The sequence below is a fragment of the Bacteroides sp. RCH18 genome, from assembly GCF_058231005.1.
On the sequence record NZ_JBIPTC010000001.1, the window covers coordinates 3,480,745 to 3,498,615 of the forward strand.

The 17,871-nt window shown below is 40.5% G+C and carries 16 protein-coding genes; 14 read left to right on the forward strand and 2 right to left on the reverse strand.

The window, feature by feature from the left end; genetic code table 11:
* Positions 1-94 precede the first annotated feature (94 nt).
* The 12 genes from ACHLI0_RS13585 (at position 95) to folK (ending at position 14,334) form a co-directional block, all read left to right on the forward strand.
* Positions 95-1,096 (forward strand): hypothetical protein, encoded by a 1,002-nt coding sequence (locus ACHLI0_RS13585; RefSeq protein ID WP_225719962.1) that lies wholly within the window; start codon positions 95-97, stop codon positions 1,094-1,096.
* Complete coding sequence (locus ACHLI0_RS13590; RefSeq protein ID WP_490749386.1) at positions 1,093-5,094, forward strand: DUF6443 domain-containing protein; 4,002 nt, start codon at positions 1,093-1,095, stop codon at positions 5,092-5,094. The genes ACHLI0_RS13585 and ACHLI0_RS13590 overlap by 4 nt, the downstream gene beginning before the upstream one ends.
* 7 nt (positions 5,095-5,101) lie before the next feature.
* Complete coding sequence (locus tag ACHLI0_RS13595) at positions 5,102-6,142, forward strand: Imm65 family immunity protein (protein ID WP_225637758.1); 1,041 nt, start codon at positions 5,102-5,104, stop codon at positions 6,140-6,142.
* A 175-nt stretch (positions 6,143-6,317) separates the two neighbouring features.
* Positions 6,318-7,157 carry an RHS repeat-associated core domain-containing protein gene (locus ACHLI0_RS13600; RefSeq protein WP_490749584.1) on the forward strand — a complete coding sequence of 280 codons (840 nt, stop codon included), beginning with the start codon at positions 6,318-6,320 and terminating at the stop codon, positions 7,155-7,157.
* 772 nt (positions 7,158-7,929) lie between these two features.
* Positions 7,930-8,091, forward strand: a complete 162-nt coding sequence (locus ACHLI0_RS13605) for a hypothetical protein (protein WP_206665472.1) — start codon at positions 7,930-7,932, stop codon at positions 8,089-8,091.
* 894 nt (positions 8,092-8,985) lie between these two features.
* Positions 8,986-9,885: a class I SAM-dependent methyltransferase gene (locus tag ACHLI0_RS13610; RefSeq protein WP_490749387.1), complete on the forward strand. Its 900-nt coding sequence runs from the start codon at positions 8,986-8,988 to the stop codon at positions 9,883-9,885.
* 3 nt (positions 9,886-9,888) lie between these two features.
* Entirely contained in the window at positions 9,889-10,770 is an 882-nt protein-coding gene (locus ACHLI0_RS13615) for a cell division protein FtsX (RefSeq protein WP_008762817.1), read from the forward strand.
* A gap of 49 nt (positions 10,771-10,819) precedes the next feature.
* Positions 10,820-11,053, forward strand: a complete 234-nt coding sequence (locus tag ACHLI0_RS13620; RefSeq protein WP_008762818.1) for a DUF3098 domain-containing protein — start codon at positions 10,820-10,822, stop codon at positions 11,051-11,053.
* A gap of 12 nt (positions 11,054-11,065) precedes the next feature.
* The gene (locus ACHLI0_RS13625; RefSeq protein ID WP_008767449.1) at positions 11,066-11,860 is read left to right on the forward strand and encodes an undecaprenyl-diphosphate phosphatase; all 795 of its coding nucleotides are present in this window, start codon (positions 11,066-11,068) and stop codon (positions 11,858-11,860) included.
* 52 nt (positions 11,861-11,912) lie between these two features.
* The gene (truB, locus tag ACHLI0_RS13630; protein ID WP_008762820.1) at positions 11,913-12,635 is read left to right on the forward strand and encodes a tRNA pseudouridine(55) synthase TruB; all 723 of its coding nucleotides are present in this window, start codon (positions 11,913-11,915) and stop codon (positions 12,633-12,635) included.
* 17 nt (positions 12,636-12,652) lie between these two features.
* Positions 12,653-13,711 (forward strand): tRNA preQ1(34) S-adenosylmethionine ribosyltransferase-isomerase QueA, encoded by a 1,059-nt coding sequence (gene queA, locus ACHLI0_RS13635; RefSeq protein WP_008762821.1) that lies wholly within the window; start codon positions 12,653-12,655, stop codon positions 13,709-13,711.
* Positions 13,712-13,851: 140 nt separating this feature from the next.
* On the forward strand, positions 13,852-14,334 hold the full coding sequence (gene folK, locus ACHLI0_RS13640; RefSeq protein WP_490749388.1) for a 2-amino-4-hydroxy-6-hydroxymethyldihydropteridine diphosphokinase: 483 nt from the start codon (positions 13,852-13,854) through the stop codon (positions 14,332-14,334).
* A gap of 30 nt (positions 14,335-14,364) precedes the next feature.
* On the opposite strand, the gene ACHLI0_RS13645 is transcribed toward folK, so the two are convergent.
* A complete protein-coding gene (locus tag ACHLI0_RS13645) occupies positions 14,365-14,556 on the reverse strand; it encodes a hypothetical protein (protein ID WP_008762824.1) in 192 nt (63 codons plus the stop codon).
* Positions 14,553-14,756, reverse strand: a complete 204-nt coding sequence (locus tag ACHLI0_RS13650) for a hypothetical protein (RefSeq protein WP_490749389.1) — start codon at positions 14,754-14,756, stop codon at positions 14,553-14,555. Before ACHLI0_RS13650 ends, ACHLI0_RS13645 begins: the two co-directional genes overlap by 4 nt.
* Positions 14,757-14,993: 237 nt before the next feature.
* Here ACHLI0_RS13650 and metK point away from each other — a divergent pair, with 237 nt between their 5' ends.
* Together metK and ACHLI0_RS13660 are read left to right on the forward strand one after the other, a co-directional pair.
* A complete protein-coding gene (metK, locus tag ACHLI0_RS13655; protein ID WP_008762826.1) occupies positions 14,994-16,286 on the forward strand; it encodes a methionine adenosyltransferase in 1,293 nt (430 codons plus the stop codon).
* A 226-nt stretch (positions 16,287-16,512) separates the two neighbouring features.
* Entirely contained in the window at positions 16,513-17,712 is a 1,200-nt protein-coding gene (locus tag ACHLI0_RS13660; protein WP_178068619.1) for an AAA family ATPase, read from the forward strand.
* The last annotated feature ends 159 nt before the right edge of the window (positions 17,713-17,871 follow it).

Consider the following 17,871-nt stretch of genomic DNA (forward strand, 5'->3'; position numbering starts at 1 on the left):
TGAGGATATTTATGGTAATACTCATTATGACGAGCTTGCTTTTTATTCTATGTTTGAAGGGAACTCTTATACAATGCCATTTAGCAGTCGTTCTATGGAGAGAGGAAAGTTGTTGTCTGAAGAATACTATGATGTCAATGATCGTTTGCGAAAGAAGGTGAATTACCGATACAAAGAGGTAACTCCAGGCTCATTTGTAACAGCTGATCAAATGGTGTTGTTCTTTTGTACAGATTTAGACAATTTCATGCTAGGAAAAGTGGGGACTTTAACTCGTACATATACACATGCTTATCTGACCGACTCTGTTATAGAAACTCTTTATCCTCAATCGGGAAATACGGCATTTGTTATAGAAAAGGCGTATCAATATAATAAGTATAAGCAGTTAAGCCAAATAGCCGGTAGAAACAGCGATGGAAAAAGTACTCTGACAGAATATGTTTATGCTGCAACTTTACCGGAATATAAATGGATGGAAGAAGCACATATACTATCTCCGGTTTCTAGTAAAAAAGAACAGACAGGCGGCTCTTATTTAAAAGAGGTATATCAGTATATGGGTCCTATACCTTATATAAAGCAGATTAGTACAGATAGAGATGGTTATGTGCATAAACATTACACTGTGCAGGCTGTGGATGGTTATGGGAATCCTATATATCTTCACGAAGAGTCAACGCCCGTTGTATTGATATGGGGAGCTGAAGGTCAACGGTTAATATCACGGATAGAAAATGCCACTCTTAATCAAGTGGAAGAAGCATTGGGAATGAATGTGAAGGATTTCTCTTCATCCGATATCTCTGCAACTAATTTGCTAAAAATAGAAAATATCAGGCATAAGATATCCGGAACGCATTTCTATATTTACAAATATACAAATGAGTTGCGTTTGGTCTCAGAAACAAAGCCTAATGGAATCACTGTGTTTTATAAATATGATTTTCTGGGTCGCCTGACAGAGAATTATATTATGGAATTTAAAGATGGAGATTATCAAAAACGGATATTAAATATATATGATTACAATTATTATTATGGCTCCAAGATTGAAAGTGGAGAAGTAGCCATAGAGAAAGGAGGACAACTATGAAATTGCATAAAATAATATTACTTCTAATTTTGCTATCAGGATTTTCGATAGAAATACCTGCGCAGAATTCTTTGCAGAATGAGATAGGTAAGCTCGAATATGACACGTTGAAGAGGGATATGGTTAAAACAAAACATCTGGACCATATAAACATTTCTGATACATCGTCAGTGAGTTGCGCAAACTACTTGTTTCGTGTGAAAGAACCATTATATATTTCTTTTAAGTCTAATTATTTCACTATGGGAATGGAAATGGAGAAAGTTCCGGGACAATTGGAATGTCAATTAAAAATAACAGATGATAATTTGCTCACTAATCAGGTGTATTATCAGAATGCGAAAAGTGTTGATCCGGATTCTTTATCATCAGTGAGTTTCACTGATACTCTTTTGTTATTTGCCGGTACATATTGTTTGACATCGACTGTAATAGAAAAGAACAAAGATATTCTTGTTCCTGATGATAATGGTGTGAATGCTGCAAGTGTATTGAAAACTAATACTTTTGATCTTAAACCGATCGACCCGCATGAACCAATAAAGCCTTTTCCGCCGATTGATCCTTTTCCGCCAATAGACCCGGTCTTGCCGATGGACTCAATTCGACCACTTCCTTTATTTTATATCATGACTCTGTCAATAGAGACAAAAGGACTTGCTCCGGAAGAACAGCCGATGCCGGCTATTCCTTTTCCTGCAATAAATTGGGGAAATGATCTATTGCCCGAACGTTTTGGCAAAAATGCTGTTTCTGTTTTCAAGAGTAGGACAGGAAATAAGGAAGAAGGTATGCTTGTAGTAAATTACTATGATGGGCTGGGGCGTTCGAAAGAAACGGTACAACAAGGTGTGAGTCCTAGTCATAAAGATTTAGTAACCCTACAAGAATATGATGGGTGGGGGCGTAAAGCCAATACATGGTTGCCAGCTGTAACGACACAAAACACAGGTGATTTCATATCTGTAGCTTCTTGTGGAGAATTGGCACGCAATACTTATGGAGGAGATGCTTATCCGTATTTAACCTTTACCTACGAAAATTCTCCTTTGGAAAAAGTAATTAAACAGCATAATCCGGGGAGAGTATGGCGTGAAAATGGCAGATCATTGAAAATAGATGAGTACGTTAATATCGCTGGTAATGATACTTTAGGTTGTTTCGGTTTTCAATTGATCAATGGGGCAAGAGAAGCATTAAATATTAGTGTAAGTAAACAGTATGAAAATGGAAGCTTGCTTGTTACACGCTCAGAGGATGAAGATGGAGTCACTTTGTTTGAATTTAAAGACCGTTTGGAAAGAACCGTTTTGGAACGTCGTATAGAATCAAGACTGAAAGGGGATAAGCAATTGTCGGATACTTACTATATTTATGATGATTTGGGAAAACTCTGTGCTGTTCTTCCTCCTGCATTGTCCGATCGGTTGAGTGTAGGTAATATTCCTGCAGAAAAACTCGATATGTATGGATATTTATATAAATATGATGTGGCGGGAAACCTCATGGCTAAAAAGCTTCCAGGAATTTCATGGGAATACTATGTCTATAATGCAAACAACAATCTTATATTTAGCCAGAATGGCGAGGAACGTAAAAGAGGAGAATGGAATTTTAGTATTCCGGATGCATTCGGTCGTGTATGCTTGCAGGGAGTATGTAAAGTTGCGATTGATCCGTTTGATAATCCTTATTTAAAACCTATTTTTAGTGGATTGTCGAATTGGTATGTCTGTCAATACGTAGGAAGTTCTGAATATGGGGGGTACCAGTTCAGTGGAAGTCTTATGGCAGGATTAGTGGGGCCGAAACCATTAGTTCAGGTAATCAATTATTATGATAACTATGACTTTATGTATCGGACAGATCTTTCGGCAAGAGATGAATTTAGATATACCCGTGAAGAAGGTTTTGCCGCTACGTCATCCAGTGCTAAAGGAATGTTGACAGGAATAGCTAAGTTGCATACGGATACATACGATCAGTATCGTAATGGTGAATATGGAGTGGATTCTCCCTACAATTACTCAGTGATGTATTATGATGATCGTGGTCGCCTTTCTCAAACTGTTTCTGACAACCATTTAGGTGGTATGGACCGTGATTTCTTTTCCTATGATTTTAATGGGAACGCCTTGCGGCATTTACACCGTCAGACCGGGGCTGGAAATGAGATTTTGAGTGACAGTTATACCTATGAGTATGATCACGCCGAACGTCTTGTAAAGGCGCTGCATCGTTTGGGAGATGCTCAGGAAGTGACTCTTATTGACAATGCGTATGATGATTTGGGACGCTTATCCCGGAAGACGTTCCATAATGGTCTGTTGAATACGTCTTATTCGTATAATATTCGCAGTTGGCTAACTGGTATCACAGGTTCAACTTTTGAGCAAGTATTGCATTATACGGACGGAACGGGTATTCCATATTACAATGGTAATATCAGCAGTATGGTTTGGAAATCGGGTGAAGATGATATAATGAGAGGCTACCACTTTACTTATGATAATTTGAATCGTTTGACGAATGCGGTGTATGGAGAAGGCAGTGTTCTCGTTCAAAATCAGAATCGCTTCAATGAACAAGTAACCGGATACGATAAGATGAGTAATATTTTAGGGATCAAACGTTCCGGACAGACTTCATCTACCGGATACGGCTTGATAGATGATCTGGCAATGTCCTATAATGGGAACCAACTAAAATCAGTATCAGATAGGGCTACAAATTCTGTTTACGGCAATGGCTTTGATTTCAAAGACGGAGTAAACAAAGAAGCTGAATATGAATATGATGAAAATGGTAATATGACGAAAGATTTGAACAAGAAAATATTGAATATCCAATATAATTGTTTAAATTTACCGAGTCGTATAGAATTTGAAAACGGTCATGTCATTTCTTATCTTTATGATGCTGATGGAATAAAACTTCGTACGACGCATATCATAGGGAGTGATACTACAGTAACTGATTATTGCGGCAATGTGATCTATGAAAATGGAATCCCTGTCAAGTTGCTTACAGAAGCTGGCTATGTTACACTGGCCGATTCTAAGTATCACTATTTTGTCCAGGATCATTTGGGTAATAACCGTGTGGTTGTAGACCAGAGTGGTAATGTTGAAGAAGTGAACCATTATTATCCGTTTGGCGGTCTGCTATCAAGTTCGGTAAGTAATGCTGTGCAGCCTTATAAGTATAACGGTAAGGAGCTGGATAGGAAGAATGGTCTTGATTGGTATGATTATGGGGCGCGTATGTATGATGCAGCGCTTGGTAGATGGCATGCGGTTGATCCGATGAGTGAGAAGTATTATAGTTGGAGTCCGTATACTTATTGTAAGAACAATCCTGTGTTGAGGATAGACTTAGACGGAAAGGATGATTATGTTATCAGCAGATCAGGAAGATTATTTAATGAGACTCCTATTGATAAGAGAGGTAAAGGCTCAACAGATAATTTATATCTTTCCAGTGATCGTTCTATTTCAGTAACTGTAAATCAGGGGTTACTTGGGGAAATGCATAGTATGCAGGCGAAAGAGCAGAAGGAAAATCGGGTGAAGAAATCTTATGGAAGTACTCAAGATTTGGAGACAGCTGCTACTGTTTTTAAATTTGCTGCTGATCACACAACTGTTGAATGGAAGTTAGATGTTTATGATGATAATGGTACAAGAACAGCTGTTGTTGCGACAGATCGAGATCCATATGGGGTAGATAATGGTGTATATGCTCAAAATAAACTTTCTGTGAAAGGAGAAAAAGTTATAGATATTCATTCTCATTTGCCCGGAGGAACGAAAGGTGGAGCTGGTAATGATTTTAACTTAGCTAAGCCACAACGTAAGAATGCTGTGTATATGAAAGATAACCGTGTGAGTACTGATAAAAAGGGTATGATATATGAATATACCAAAAATGCAAGTCGGGTAAATTCTATTCGTGTATATGATGCTACAGATTTATTGCAATATATAAAACGTAAATGATATGCTTATGAGAAAATTAGTCTATGTTGTTCTATTAATTATACTGGGGGGATGCATATCCCCCTCCCCTTCTTTGGAAGATATTCATCAGCGTGTAGCAAAACAGGTGGAAGTGCTGATAGATAGTGGCTATTTACTTACGACATATATAGAAATAGATGAAGTGTTTTCGACAGATTCTAATTCACTTTATTATATCGGTGAATCAGATTCTCCTGGTTCTGATGGTGCTGAGTTACCTTCCAGAGTGATAAAGTATAAAGAAAGATATCTTTGCTTTATCGAATTAGATGAGCCTGAAATGTCACGCACAGAATTGTTTGAGAGAGGTTTTGTTTCGGACTCTAACTTTCATGAAAATTTATGTTTAAACAGAGGTCGTGATTGGCTGTTGGCTCTTCGAAAATATGAAGATAAACATATCTTAGTAAAGATGTTGCCTAATTATTATCGTCTATTTGAATATCCGGAACTTTGGTCGTATTTTTCTGGAGATATACCCCAGGAGAAAACTGCATTGATGGGATTGACTTCGCACGATATTATTGTTCCCAGTTCATATATTCCGGACCTTTTTGAACTTGAGATTGATAGTCTGAAGAATTATGTAGAAAGATTCTCAGGAGAAATATTTGTAAGAAATCAGACTGATTCCGTTTTGCTATTATCGAGGAATTCAGCGAGGAGTATGTGCTATGCTGTAATAAATGGACCGGATACATTAAAATTGGTTTTGAGGGATTCACTTCCAGTTGCTATTGCCCCTCATGATTTTAAATCCTTGAAATATGATAGTGAACCTCCCCATTCATTTCTTCAGAATTTACCGGATAAGGATATTTGGATGTCTATGTATAAGCTGTTTAGCGATTCGACTTTTTGCTTCTTGAATATTAATAATATCCCACAGAAATTTAGAATAATGCATAATGATGCAGTTTATTCGAGTGACTTAAGAGATTCTTTATCAAAAAGGGTAAGGTATATTTATAATAAAGGGGTTTATGATAAAGAAGAGAGAATACGACGTTTTTTTAAGTGGGATTAGAATTACAGCAGTTTAAATGAAGTTGGCTATATTGAAGATGGGCAGTATTCTTTTTATCTTCAGGATCATCAGGGTAATAGCCGTGTGGTAGCAAAGTTTGATGGAACAGTTGTCCGGACTAATCACTATTATCCTTATGAGGTGTCATTTGCAGAGAGTACATTAGTAGATAAACATTCGTAAGTATAACGGTAAAGAACTTGATAGGAAGAATGGTCTTGATTGGTATGATTATGGGGCGCGTATGTATGATGCAGCGCTTGGTAGATGGCATGCGGTTGATCCGATGAGTGAGAAGTATTATTCAATTAGTTCGTATGTATATGGATTAAATACACCACATAATTGTATTGACCCCGATGGGCAGAAGATTATTTTTGTTAATGGGTATTTAGGGTCTGGATCTCCTAGAGGAGGTGGCACTTATTGGGGAGGAGTAAATAGTTCTTTTGTTAAAGGTGCAAAAAACTTTTTTAATGATCAAAGTGCCTATTTCACCGACTTTGATTTTAACTATTTACGTAGTTCTACCTTTTTAAGAAATTTAGATGGATATGCATATGCTAAAGAAAATTACAAACAATTGATAATGGGTATGAATCCACAAGAGGATGTATTCCGAATTATTTCTCATAGTATGGGAGGTGCTTTTTCAGAAGGTATTATTCGATATTTAAAAGAGCAAGGTTGGAATGTTGATTTCTCAATTCATCTAAATACATGGTTGCCTTCTGAATTGATGGGCTCGGTTGGAACATTTTTGATTGATGCTACGATTACTAATGATTGGGTACAAGGATTAAGTCTTCCAATAGATGGTAGCAGAGATATTCCTAATGCGAATTATAAAATAAGAAAGAAAAGTAATGAAGGGTATCAATATAGGCATAGAGATTGGATTGATAGTGGAAGTTTTTGGAATGCTAACAATGGTATAACTTGGAATCAACTTATGCCAATCTTAGATTCATGGTTAATACAAAATCCAAATATACAAATAAATTATGGACAATAACATATTGAAAATTATTTTCAGGGTAGTTGCAGTGCTACTAAGTTTAGGTGCATTATTTTTTCAATTAATTAATTTTGTTTTTGGGACTATGGTTAAAAATGTCTCAGATATGCAAGATGATTATTGGTATTATGGTACAGAACTTATACCTCATTTATTTACGATTATTATTATTATCTGGTTTGTAGTATTCCAAATAAGGAAGATTATAAATATGAAATAATTATAGAATTTTGATATAGATTGGCCTCTTGCATTAATAAGTGTTACCCTGACATGAAGCGATATATATACTCATGTTGGGGTACCTTTTATTCGAGGAGCTATGTGAAAATTGATTTATTTAGATAATATGAATTTTAATACTGAATTAAAAAAGAATATAGGTTGTAACATCGTATATAGTAGTTCTGATGGAGGTAATTACTCAATTATTCTTATGGAATTTGATAGTGGGAATCGTATAATGACATATTGCTATTGGGAAGTTCAGAAAGATGGAAAATGAATTGCTACATCAGAAGATGATATTACAGCTGTCATGGTTTGATGGCACGAACAATTTGACTTTTCGAGAGTCAAAAGGTTGTGGATATTGAAATAGATGAATCACTTAATTTATTCATTGAAGTAGAGGATGGGTTGAAATAAAGTAAATTTTTCATTTTGGTGATTATGAGAAAAGTGATTATTTCTTTGATATACGTATCAATAGTATTGACTATTCCCCTGGCAGTTGCCTGTCAGGGGGTAAATTTTACCTACCAATGCTATGAATTACAAAGATAAATATATTCTTTTTTATTTGGAAGGGAAAAAAGCGCTGAGTGAAAAGAGAGTTAGTAGAATATTAGGTATTTCATATCCAGATGATATGCCTGATGGCTATCATGGACAAGATCCACGAATATGGGTATACATCAAAGATAAGTAATTAGATAAATCAGCTTTTACACAAATAGGTTATGACACTGAAATTAACTAGAATTTTCATTTGAGATATTTTAATGGTGGAGAAAAAATCTGCTGTAATTGATATCATAGCTTGTGGCAGCCTATTAAATTAGAAGATACGTTCCCGCATGAATGCCCTCACAAATTATATGTTCTATTTTGAAGATTACTTTTAAAAAGGGGATGTTAAGACTTATCCTGATAGAAGAAATACTGCATAAAAAGATGCAAGAATATGCAGGAATAATCTTGCTTTTGGATATAAATAGGTGAAATATGCATGATAACTACCAATGTTAGGAGACGTTTCATTTAAAGAAAAGCTTCGTTGGTTTTAAAGGAACGACTCGTTGGTCGGTGAGAAGCACTTCGCTTCATTTAAAGGAATGGGTAAAAAGGTACTTTGAGTGCTTGTTTTGCTCCGGATGTCGTCAGTTACAGAAGGATTCAAAAATATTAGATTGAAACTTAAATTATGAAATATGTGTTCGGATTTCGTGTTTTTGATCTAATATATGTTTTATTGATCGCTATAAAGTAAAATCTGTGTGATTCGGAAATATGTTAATCGCGAATCCTTCCGTTTTTCCTGTTCAGTCCGTACTTGTGTTGGATATTTCTGATTCTGCGAGATGATTCCTATCCATTCTTCATGTACTGAGAAATCACTGTTCTGATTGAGGGAAGTTGATTCACATTTAATTTCATCTCCTGTTTTGAGATACACTTTGATATAAGTGTCAGAGTAACGTTATATTATTAAAAGTACTTAACGAAAGCCCAATCCATCACTTTTTATTTGTTTCTTTGCACCAAATTCGGGAATAGTGTTGTCTTGTGAATCGAGGCAGCACTTAATTTTGCTTAGAAATTAATGGAGAAACTCATTATAAATGCTTGTCCGGTGTGTGGCAGTATGCACTTGAAACGCGTCATGACTTGTACGGATTTTTATGCTTCGGGCGAACAGTTTGAATTGTGTTCGTGTGAAGACTGCGGATTTACGTTCACGCAAGGTGTGCCGGTAGAAGCAGAGATAGGCAAGTATTACGAGACTCCCGATTACATTTCCCACACTGATACGCGCAAGGGCGCGATGAATACCATCTACCATTATGTACGTTCCTATATGCTGGGTCGCAAAGCGCGTCTGGTAGCAAGGGAAGCACACCGTAAAAGAGGGCGTTTGCTCGATATCGGGACGGGAACCGGATACTTCGCCGACACCATGGCACGCCGTGGATGGAAGGTGGAAGCAGTGGAGAAAAGTCCGCAGGCACGTGCTTTTGCAAAGGAGCATTTCGATCTGGACGTAAAACCCGAATCGGCTTTGAAAGAGTTTGCTCCCGGTAGTTTCGATGTGATCACCCTCTGGCACGTGATGGAGCATCTGGAACACCTCAATGAAACATGGGAAATACTTCGTGAACTGCTGACAGAGAAAGGGATGCTCATTGTGGCAGTGCCCAACTGCTCTTCCTATGATGCAGGACGTTACGGTGAATATTGGGCGGCATACGATGTCCCCCGCCATCTCTGGCATTTCACTCCCGTCACTATTCAGCAGCTGGCTTCCCGTCATGGATTTATTATGGCGGCTCGTCATCCGATGCCGTTTGATGCGTTCTATGTATCGATGTTGAGCGAGAAACATCGCGGCAGTTCGTGCAGTTTCCTCAAAGGGATGTATGCGGGGACGCTTGCGTGGTTCAGCACGTTGGGGCGGAAAGAACGGAGCAGTTCGATGATTTACGTATTCCGGAAAAAAAGATAGCGCATGGGAAATAAAAACAGATATAAGTCGAAGTCACTGTTCGATATGCAATTCATAACGTCCAGTATCAGTACGACATTGGTGTTGTTGCTGTTGGGGCTGGTCGTGTTCTTTGTGCTCACGGCGCACAATATGTCTGTATACGTCCGCGAAAATATCAGCTTCTCTGTTCTCATCAGTGATGACATGAAGGAGGCGGATATCCTGAAACTCCAGAAGAAACTGAATCAGGAACCTTTTGTGAAGCAGTCCGAGTACATCTCCAAAAAACAGGCTCTGAAAGAGCAGACGGAGGCGATGGGCACCGATCCCGAAGAGTTTCTTGGCTATAACCCTTTCACGGCCTCCCTTGAAATCAAGCTTCACTCCGATTACGCCAATTCCGACAGTATCGCGAAGATAGAGAAAATGATCAAGAAGAACTCTAACATACAGGATGTGCTCTACCGGAAAGAGCTGATCGATGCCGTCAATGAGAATATACGGAACATCAGCCTTGTGCTGCTGGCGCTGGCGGTGGTGCTCACCTTCATCTCCTTTGCACTGATTAACAATACGATACGGCTTGCCATCTACTCCAAGCGATTCCTCATTCATACCATGAAGCTGGTGGGTGCCAGCTGGAGTTTTATCCGCGGACCTTTCCTGCGGAAAAACGTGTGGAGCGGCGTATTGGCAGGTATGCTTGCCGATGCCATTCTGATGGGAACTGCCTACTGGGCGGTGACGTACGAACAGGAGCTGATTCAGGTCATCACCCCCGAAGTGATGCTCATTGTCTGCGGCAGCGTGCTGGTATTCGGAATTGTGATAACGTGGTTGTGTGCCTACATCTCGATGAATAAATATCTGAGGATGAAAGCCAATACCTTATATTATATTTAGGAGAATAACATATAGTTGGAAATTTAGTAACTTGTAACAAAATAAGCTTATGTCTGACAAACAGAAATTTGCCTTCGATAAAGTGAACTTTATCTTGCTCGCGATAGGGATGGCGATTGTCATTATCGGATTTCTATTGATGACGGGACCTACGTCGTCCGAAACGGTTTTCGAACCGGATATTTTCAGTGTACGCAGAATCAAGGTAGCACCTGTTGTTTGCCTGTTTGGCTTTATATCGATGATATACGCAGTGTTGCGTAAACCTAAAACAAAAGAATAATAAAAAGAAATTATGAGTTGGTTGGAAGCAATGATCCTCGGATTGATTCAGGGATTGACAGAGTATTTGCCTGTAAGCAGCAGTGGCCATCTGGCCATCGGATCGGCATTGTTTGGGATACAAGGGGAAGAGAATCTGGCATTTACGATTGTCGTGCATGTAGCTACCGTATGTAGTACGCTGGTGATTCTGTGGAAAGAGATTGACTGGATTTTCAAAGGATTATTCAAGTTTCAGATGAACGATGAGACTCGTTATGTGATCAATATCGTGATTTCGATGATACCGATTGGTATTGTAGGCGTATTCTTTAAAGATTATGTAGAAGCTATTTTCGGTTCGGGACTGATGATTGTAGGCTGCATGCTGTTGCTGACTGCTGCCCTGCTGTCATTCTCGTACTATTATAAGCCACGCCAAAAGGATAAGATTTCGATGAAAGATGCCTTTATCATTGGTCTGGCACAGGCTTGTGCAGTGTTGCCGGGGCTGTCCCGTTCGGGATCTACTATTGCTACGGGACTTCTGTTGGGAGATAACAAGGCAAAACTGGCGCAGTTCTCTTTTCTGATGGTGATCCCTCCCATTCTCGGGGAAGCGTTGCTTGATAGTGTAAAGATGATGAAAGGTGAAGATGTAGTAGGGGATATCCCTGCGTTATCATTGATTGTTGGCTTTCTGGCGGCTTTTGTAGCCGGTTGCCTTGCCTGCAAGTGGATGATTAATATTGTGAAGAAAGGAAAGCTGATCTACTTTGCCATCTATTGTGCAATAGCGGGATTGGCAGTAATTATTACGCAGTTGTAAGTCGTGGGTCATTTTACTCCCACTCACAACTCGTTATTTATAACTCTATAACGTGAATTTTAAAAAAGGAGAAGTACTGTTTTTCAATAAACCTCTCGGCTGGACATCATTTAAGGTAGTAGGACACGTCCGCTATCATATCTGCCGCCGGATAGGAGTGAAAAAACTGAAAGTAGGTCATGCCGGAACGCTCGATCCTCTCGCCACGGGAGTGATGATCCTCTGCACCGGCAAGGCTACGAAACGAATAGAAGAATTTCAGTATCATACCAAGGAATATGTAGCCACGCTCCGGCTGGGCGCTACCACTCCCTCGTACGACCTGGAACATGAAATAGATGCCACCTACCCTACCGGACATATCACCCGGGAGCTGGTGGAAGAAACACTGACGCACTTCCTTGGTGCCATCGAGCAGGTGCCCCCTGCCTTTTCCGCCTGCATGGTGGACGGCAAGCGCGCTTATGAGCTGGCACGTAAAGGCGAAGAGGTGGAACTAAAGGCGAAGCAACTTGTTATTGATGAGATAGAGTTGCTTGAATGCCGTCTGGACGATCCGGAACCGACGATCCGAATCCGCGTGGTGTGCAGCAAAGGGACGTATATCCGTGCCCTGGCCCGTGACATCGGCGAAGCGCTTCAGAGCGGAGCCCATCTGACGGAACTGATCCGCACACGTGTGGGGGATGTCCGTCTGGAAGATTGCCTGGACCCCGAACACTTTAAAGAGTGGATCGACCGGCAGGAAATAGAAAACGACGAAGATAATAATTAACGTAATAAGGAATAGATATGAAGCTATCACAATTCAAATTTAAGTTACCCGAGGATAAAATCGCTTTGCATCCTACGAAGTATAGAGATGAGTCGCGCTTGATGGTGTTGCACCGTCGTACTGGAGAGATTGAACACAAGATGTTCAAGGATGTTTTGAACTACTTTGATGATAAAGACGTATTTATATTCAACGATACGAAGGTATTCCCGGCACGTCTGTATGGTAATAAGGAGAAGACGGGAGCTCGTATCGAAGTATTCCTGTTGCGTGAGCTGAACGAAGAACTCCGTCTGTGGGATGTGCTGGTAGACCCTGCCCGTAAAATCCGTATCGGTAACAAGCTGTATTTCGGTGCCGACGACTCGATGGTAGCGGAAGTAATAGACAACACCACTTCCCGCGGCCGTACGCTCCGTTTCCTTTATGACGGACCGCACGATGAGTTCAAGAAAGCCCTCTATGCTCTGGGTGAGACTCCCCTGCCCCATTCCATCATCAACCGTCCTGTAGAGCCGGAAGATTCGGAACGTTTCCAGTCCATCTTTGCCAAGAACGAAGGTGCGGTAACTGCTCCGACAGCCAGCCTGCACTTTAGCCGTGAGCTGATGAAGCGTCTGGAAATCAAAGGTATTGACTTCGCCTATATCACCTTGCATGCCGGTCTGGGCAACTTCCGTGATATCGACGTAGAAGACTTGACGAAGCATAAGATGGACTCCGAGCAGATGATTGTAAACGCGGAAGCTGTCAATACGGTCAACCGTGCCAAGGATAAGGGTAAAAACGTGTGTGCGGTAGGTACAACCGTGATGCGTGCTATCGAAAGTGCGGTGAGCACCGACGGACATTTGAAAGAGTTTGAAGGCTGGACCAACAAGTTCATCTTCCCTCCGTATGAGTTTACTGTGGCCAATTCGATGATTTCCAACTTCCACATGCCGTTGTCTACACTGCTGATGATTGTGGCCGCTTTCGGTGGTTACGAACAGGTGATGGATGCTTATCATGTAGCGTTGAAGGAAGGTTATCGCTTCGGTACATACGGTGATGCGATGCTGATTCTGGATAAATAAACGAAAAGATACCGCTATGAAAATCTGTCCCAAATGCCACGAAGAAGCATTCGACTTATACGTCTGCCCGAAATGTGGCAAAGTAGAGTTCTTTGTTCCTTTGGACAGGGAGCGGGAGTTTAAGGTAGAATAGACCGGTAATGGCGAAAGTGTATATAAGTCTCGGCACTAATCTGGGAGATAAAGAACAGAATCTCCGGACTGCCGTGCAAAAGATAGAGGAGCAGGTAGGGAAAGTCATTTCCCTGTCTGCTTTTTACATCACTGCCCCTTGGGGATTCGATTCGGAGCATAGTTTCTTGAATGCGGCGGCGTGCATAGAAACGGAACTGTCGCCTCTGGAAGTGCTGCAAAAGACGCAGGAGATCGAACGGGAACTGGGACGTATACATAAGTCTGTCGGCGGCGTATATAGCGACCGGCTGATTGATATAGACCTGCTGCTTTATGATGATCTGATACTTTCGGTTACTTCTCTTTCCGGAGCAGCACTCAACCTCCCCCACCCTTTGATGGCGGAACGTGACTTCGTAATGCGCCCCTTAACGGAGATTGCCCCCGAACTGGTGCATCCGGTATTGGGAAAGACAATGAAGGCGCTGCTGGCGCAGATAGAAGAATAATACAGCATTCTCTTCCCCTTGCTTATCCTTTTACTTTTTACTTTTCTTTTCGGCGATAAACCTCGGCAGATAAGCCACGCAGCCTACCAATACTGCATATAACAAGTGAATATCCTGAAACTCAATCTTCAGGAAGTGGCATACAATGGCGTAAATGGCAATGGTGAATCCTATATAAAGCGCCAGTACAAAAAGGGTTCTTAATTTATTGTTGATAATCATATTTTTTTCTGTTTAGGATTAGGATGGCGGAGGAATAAATGACGGTTCAGAAGGCAGATGATAGTTCCGCCGATTCCTCCTTTTACAAACTCATACGTCCATGAAAATTCGTCTCCTTTCCAGAAATAATCCATGACGAGGAAGATGATGACCAGAAGGATAATGGAAAATACATATTGCATTAATGTAATTGTTCTCATACCAATTTCCTGTATATATGTGTTAAACATTGCCCAAAGATAAATATAATCTCCGAATAATACCTATCTTTGTCCCCGAAATGAAAGTGTGGACAGATTTGAGCAGCTTGCAACCACGGAAAAAAATGCTAAAACACGTCTTGTTGACGCCTTTTCGGCAATGCTTCCGCAGCTCTCTTCCTTCCCTCTTTATTTTCCCAATTTTAATTTTCAATTTATAATCTTTAATTTAAAAAGATGGGATACTTATTTACATCCGAATCGGTGTCGGAAGGACACCCCGACAAGGTAGCCGATCAAATATCGGACGCCGTGCTTGACAAACTGTTGGCTTACGACCCCAGTTCTAAAGTAGCTTGCGAAACACTAGTAACTACCGGACAGGTAGTATTAGCGGGTGAAGTGAAAACTAAAGCGTACGTTGACCTCCAGCTCATCGCACGTGAAGTGATTAAGAAAATCGGTTACACTAAAGGAGAGTACATGTTCGAAAGTAACTCTTGCGGTGTGCTTTCTGCCATTCATGAGCAAAGTCCCGACATCAACCGTGGCGTAGAGCGTCAGGACCCGATGGAACAGGGTGCGGGCGATCAGGGCATGATGTTCGGCTATGCAACGAACGAGACAGAAAACTATATGCCGCTTTCGCTTGATCTGGCACACCGCATTCTGCAGGTGCTGGCTGATATCCGCCGCGAAGAAAAGGTGATGACCTACCTCCGTCCGGACGCCAAGAGCCAGGTGACGATTGAATATGACGACAACGGAACTCCTGTCCGTATTGATACTATTGTTGTTTCTACGCAACACGATGACTTTATTCAGCCGGCTGATGACTCTGCCGAAGCACAGCTCAAAGCTGACGAAGAAATGCTGTCTATCATCCGTCGTGATGTTATCGAAATCCTGATGCCTCGTGTCATTGCTTCTATCCATCACGATAAAGTACTGGCATTGTTCAATGATCAGATCGTCTATCACGTCAATCCGACCGGAAAGTTCGTGATCGGTGGTCCTCACGGAGATACCGGTCTGACAGGCCGTAAGATTATTGTGGATACTTACGGTGGTAAAGGCGCCCATGGTGGTGGTGCTTTCTCCGGAAAAGACCCCAGCAAGGTAGACCGTAGCGCTGCTTATGCTGCCCGTCACATTGCCAAGAATATGGTTGCGGCAGGTGTTGCCGACGAAATGCTTGTACAGGTGAGCTATGCTATCGGTGTAGCACGCCCCATCAACATCTTTGTGGACACTTACGGACGTAGCCACGTGAATATGACCGATGGCGAGATTGCCCGTGTGATTGACCAGTTGTTCGACCTTCGTCCGAAAGCTATCGAAGAGCGTCTTAAACTTCGTAACCCGATCTATCAGGAAACTGCCGCTTATGGCCATATGGGACGTGAGCCGCAAGTGGTATCGAAAACGTTCTTCTCCCGCTATGAGGGCAACAAGACCGTAGAAGTAGAACTCTTTACATGGGAGAAACTGGACTACGTGGATAAGATCAAAGCAGCTTTTGGTCTGTAATTTTATTTGAAATCAGCTTATAGCTTTACGGCTATTTAGTCCATAGTGAGCCGCAATTTCATCTCTTCTTATACGGGAGAGATGGATTGCGGCTTTTGTTATTCGGGGTGATGCTATAAGGAATATAATCATTTGCTGTTTGCAAACAGCAAATAAAGCCAAATTTTGCTGTTTGCAAACAGCAAATGATTATATTTGTATCTGGATAATATAAACAAGGGAATATATGGAAACGCTTTTTGCCAAACAGGATCGTTTGTTGATGCTTACATCAACGGATATTATAAGGACTCTCATGCACCAGATTAACTGGGATGCTCAACTGATTGCTATCAAAGGACCTCGTGGTGTAGGTAAAACTACGTTAATGTTGCAGTATATCAAACAACATTATTCACTATATAGCCGTGAAGTACTTTACTGTACATTAGATTCGGTTTATTTTTCCAATCATACTTTGCTGGAACTTGTGGATACTTTTTATAAAAATGGAGGTAAACATCTTTTTCTGGATGAGGTGCATAAATATCCGACTTGGAGCAAGGAGATAAAGGAGATTTATGATATGTACCCTGATTTGAGAGTGGTATTTAGTGCGTCCTCTTTACTCAATATAATGAATGCGGATGCTGACTTGTCCAGACGTTGTATTCCTTATCAAATGCAAGGGCTTTCTTTCCGTGAGTTTCTTCTGTTTTATAAGCAGTTGGATTTGCCTATATGTACATTGGAAGAAGTGTTAACTTCTCCTGGAGATATTTGTTCTAAAGTGAACGAAGTGTGTCGTCCTTTGCCTTTTTTTAAAGAGTATTTGCAGTATGGCTATTATCCGTTCTATCTTAAGGACCAAATGGATTATTATACCAGTATAGAGCAGGTTACTAATTTTATAATTGAGACAGAATTGCCTCAGTTATGTGGAGTAGATGTTGGTAATGTACGTAAGATAAAAGCATTATTAGGAATTTTGGCAACTTCTGTTCCTTTCGAGGTTGATATTTCCAAGTTGTCAACTACTATTGGCATACATCGTAACACAGTGATAGAATATTTGAATAGTTTGGAAAAGGCTAAATTACTTCATTTGTTATATGCGGATTTGTTATCTGTCAAGAAGATGCAGAAGCCGGATAAAATATATTTAGATAATCCTAATCTGCTGTATGCTTTGGCTTCCCGTCCGGTGAAAATAGGGACAGCACGTGAGACTTTTGTTGTGAATCAACTTTCTTGTGAAAATGAGGTAGAATATGGGAAGAAAACAGGTGATTTTAAAATTAATGGCCGATATACCTTAGAGGTTGGCGGTGAAGGTAAAACTTATGACCAGATAGCTGATGTACCTGATTCGTACATTTTAGCAGATGGGATAGAGACACCTTATCGTTGTAAGCTTCCGCTATGGATTGTGGGTTTTCTATATTGATCCTTATTCGGTGTTTCAGAAAGGGCTTTCTACATGAATCATTGCTTTTGTTATTCGGGCGATTTTATAAGTTACGACTTATAAATAGGTTGAATTTGAACTGTTTATAAGTTATGATTAATAAAATCGTTATATTTGTTGCGGTTGACAAACTTGTAA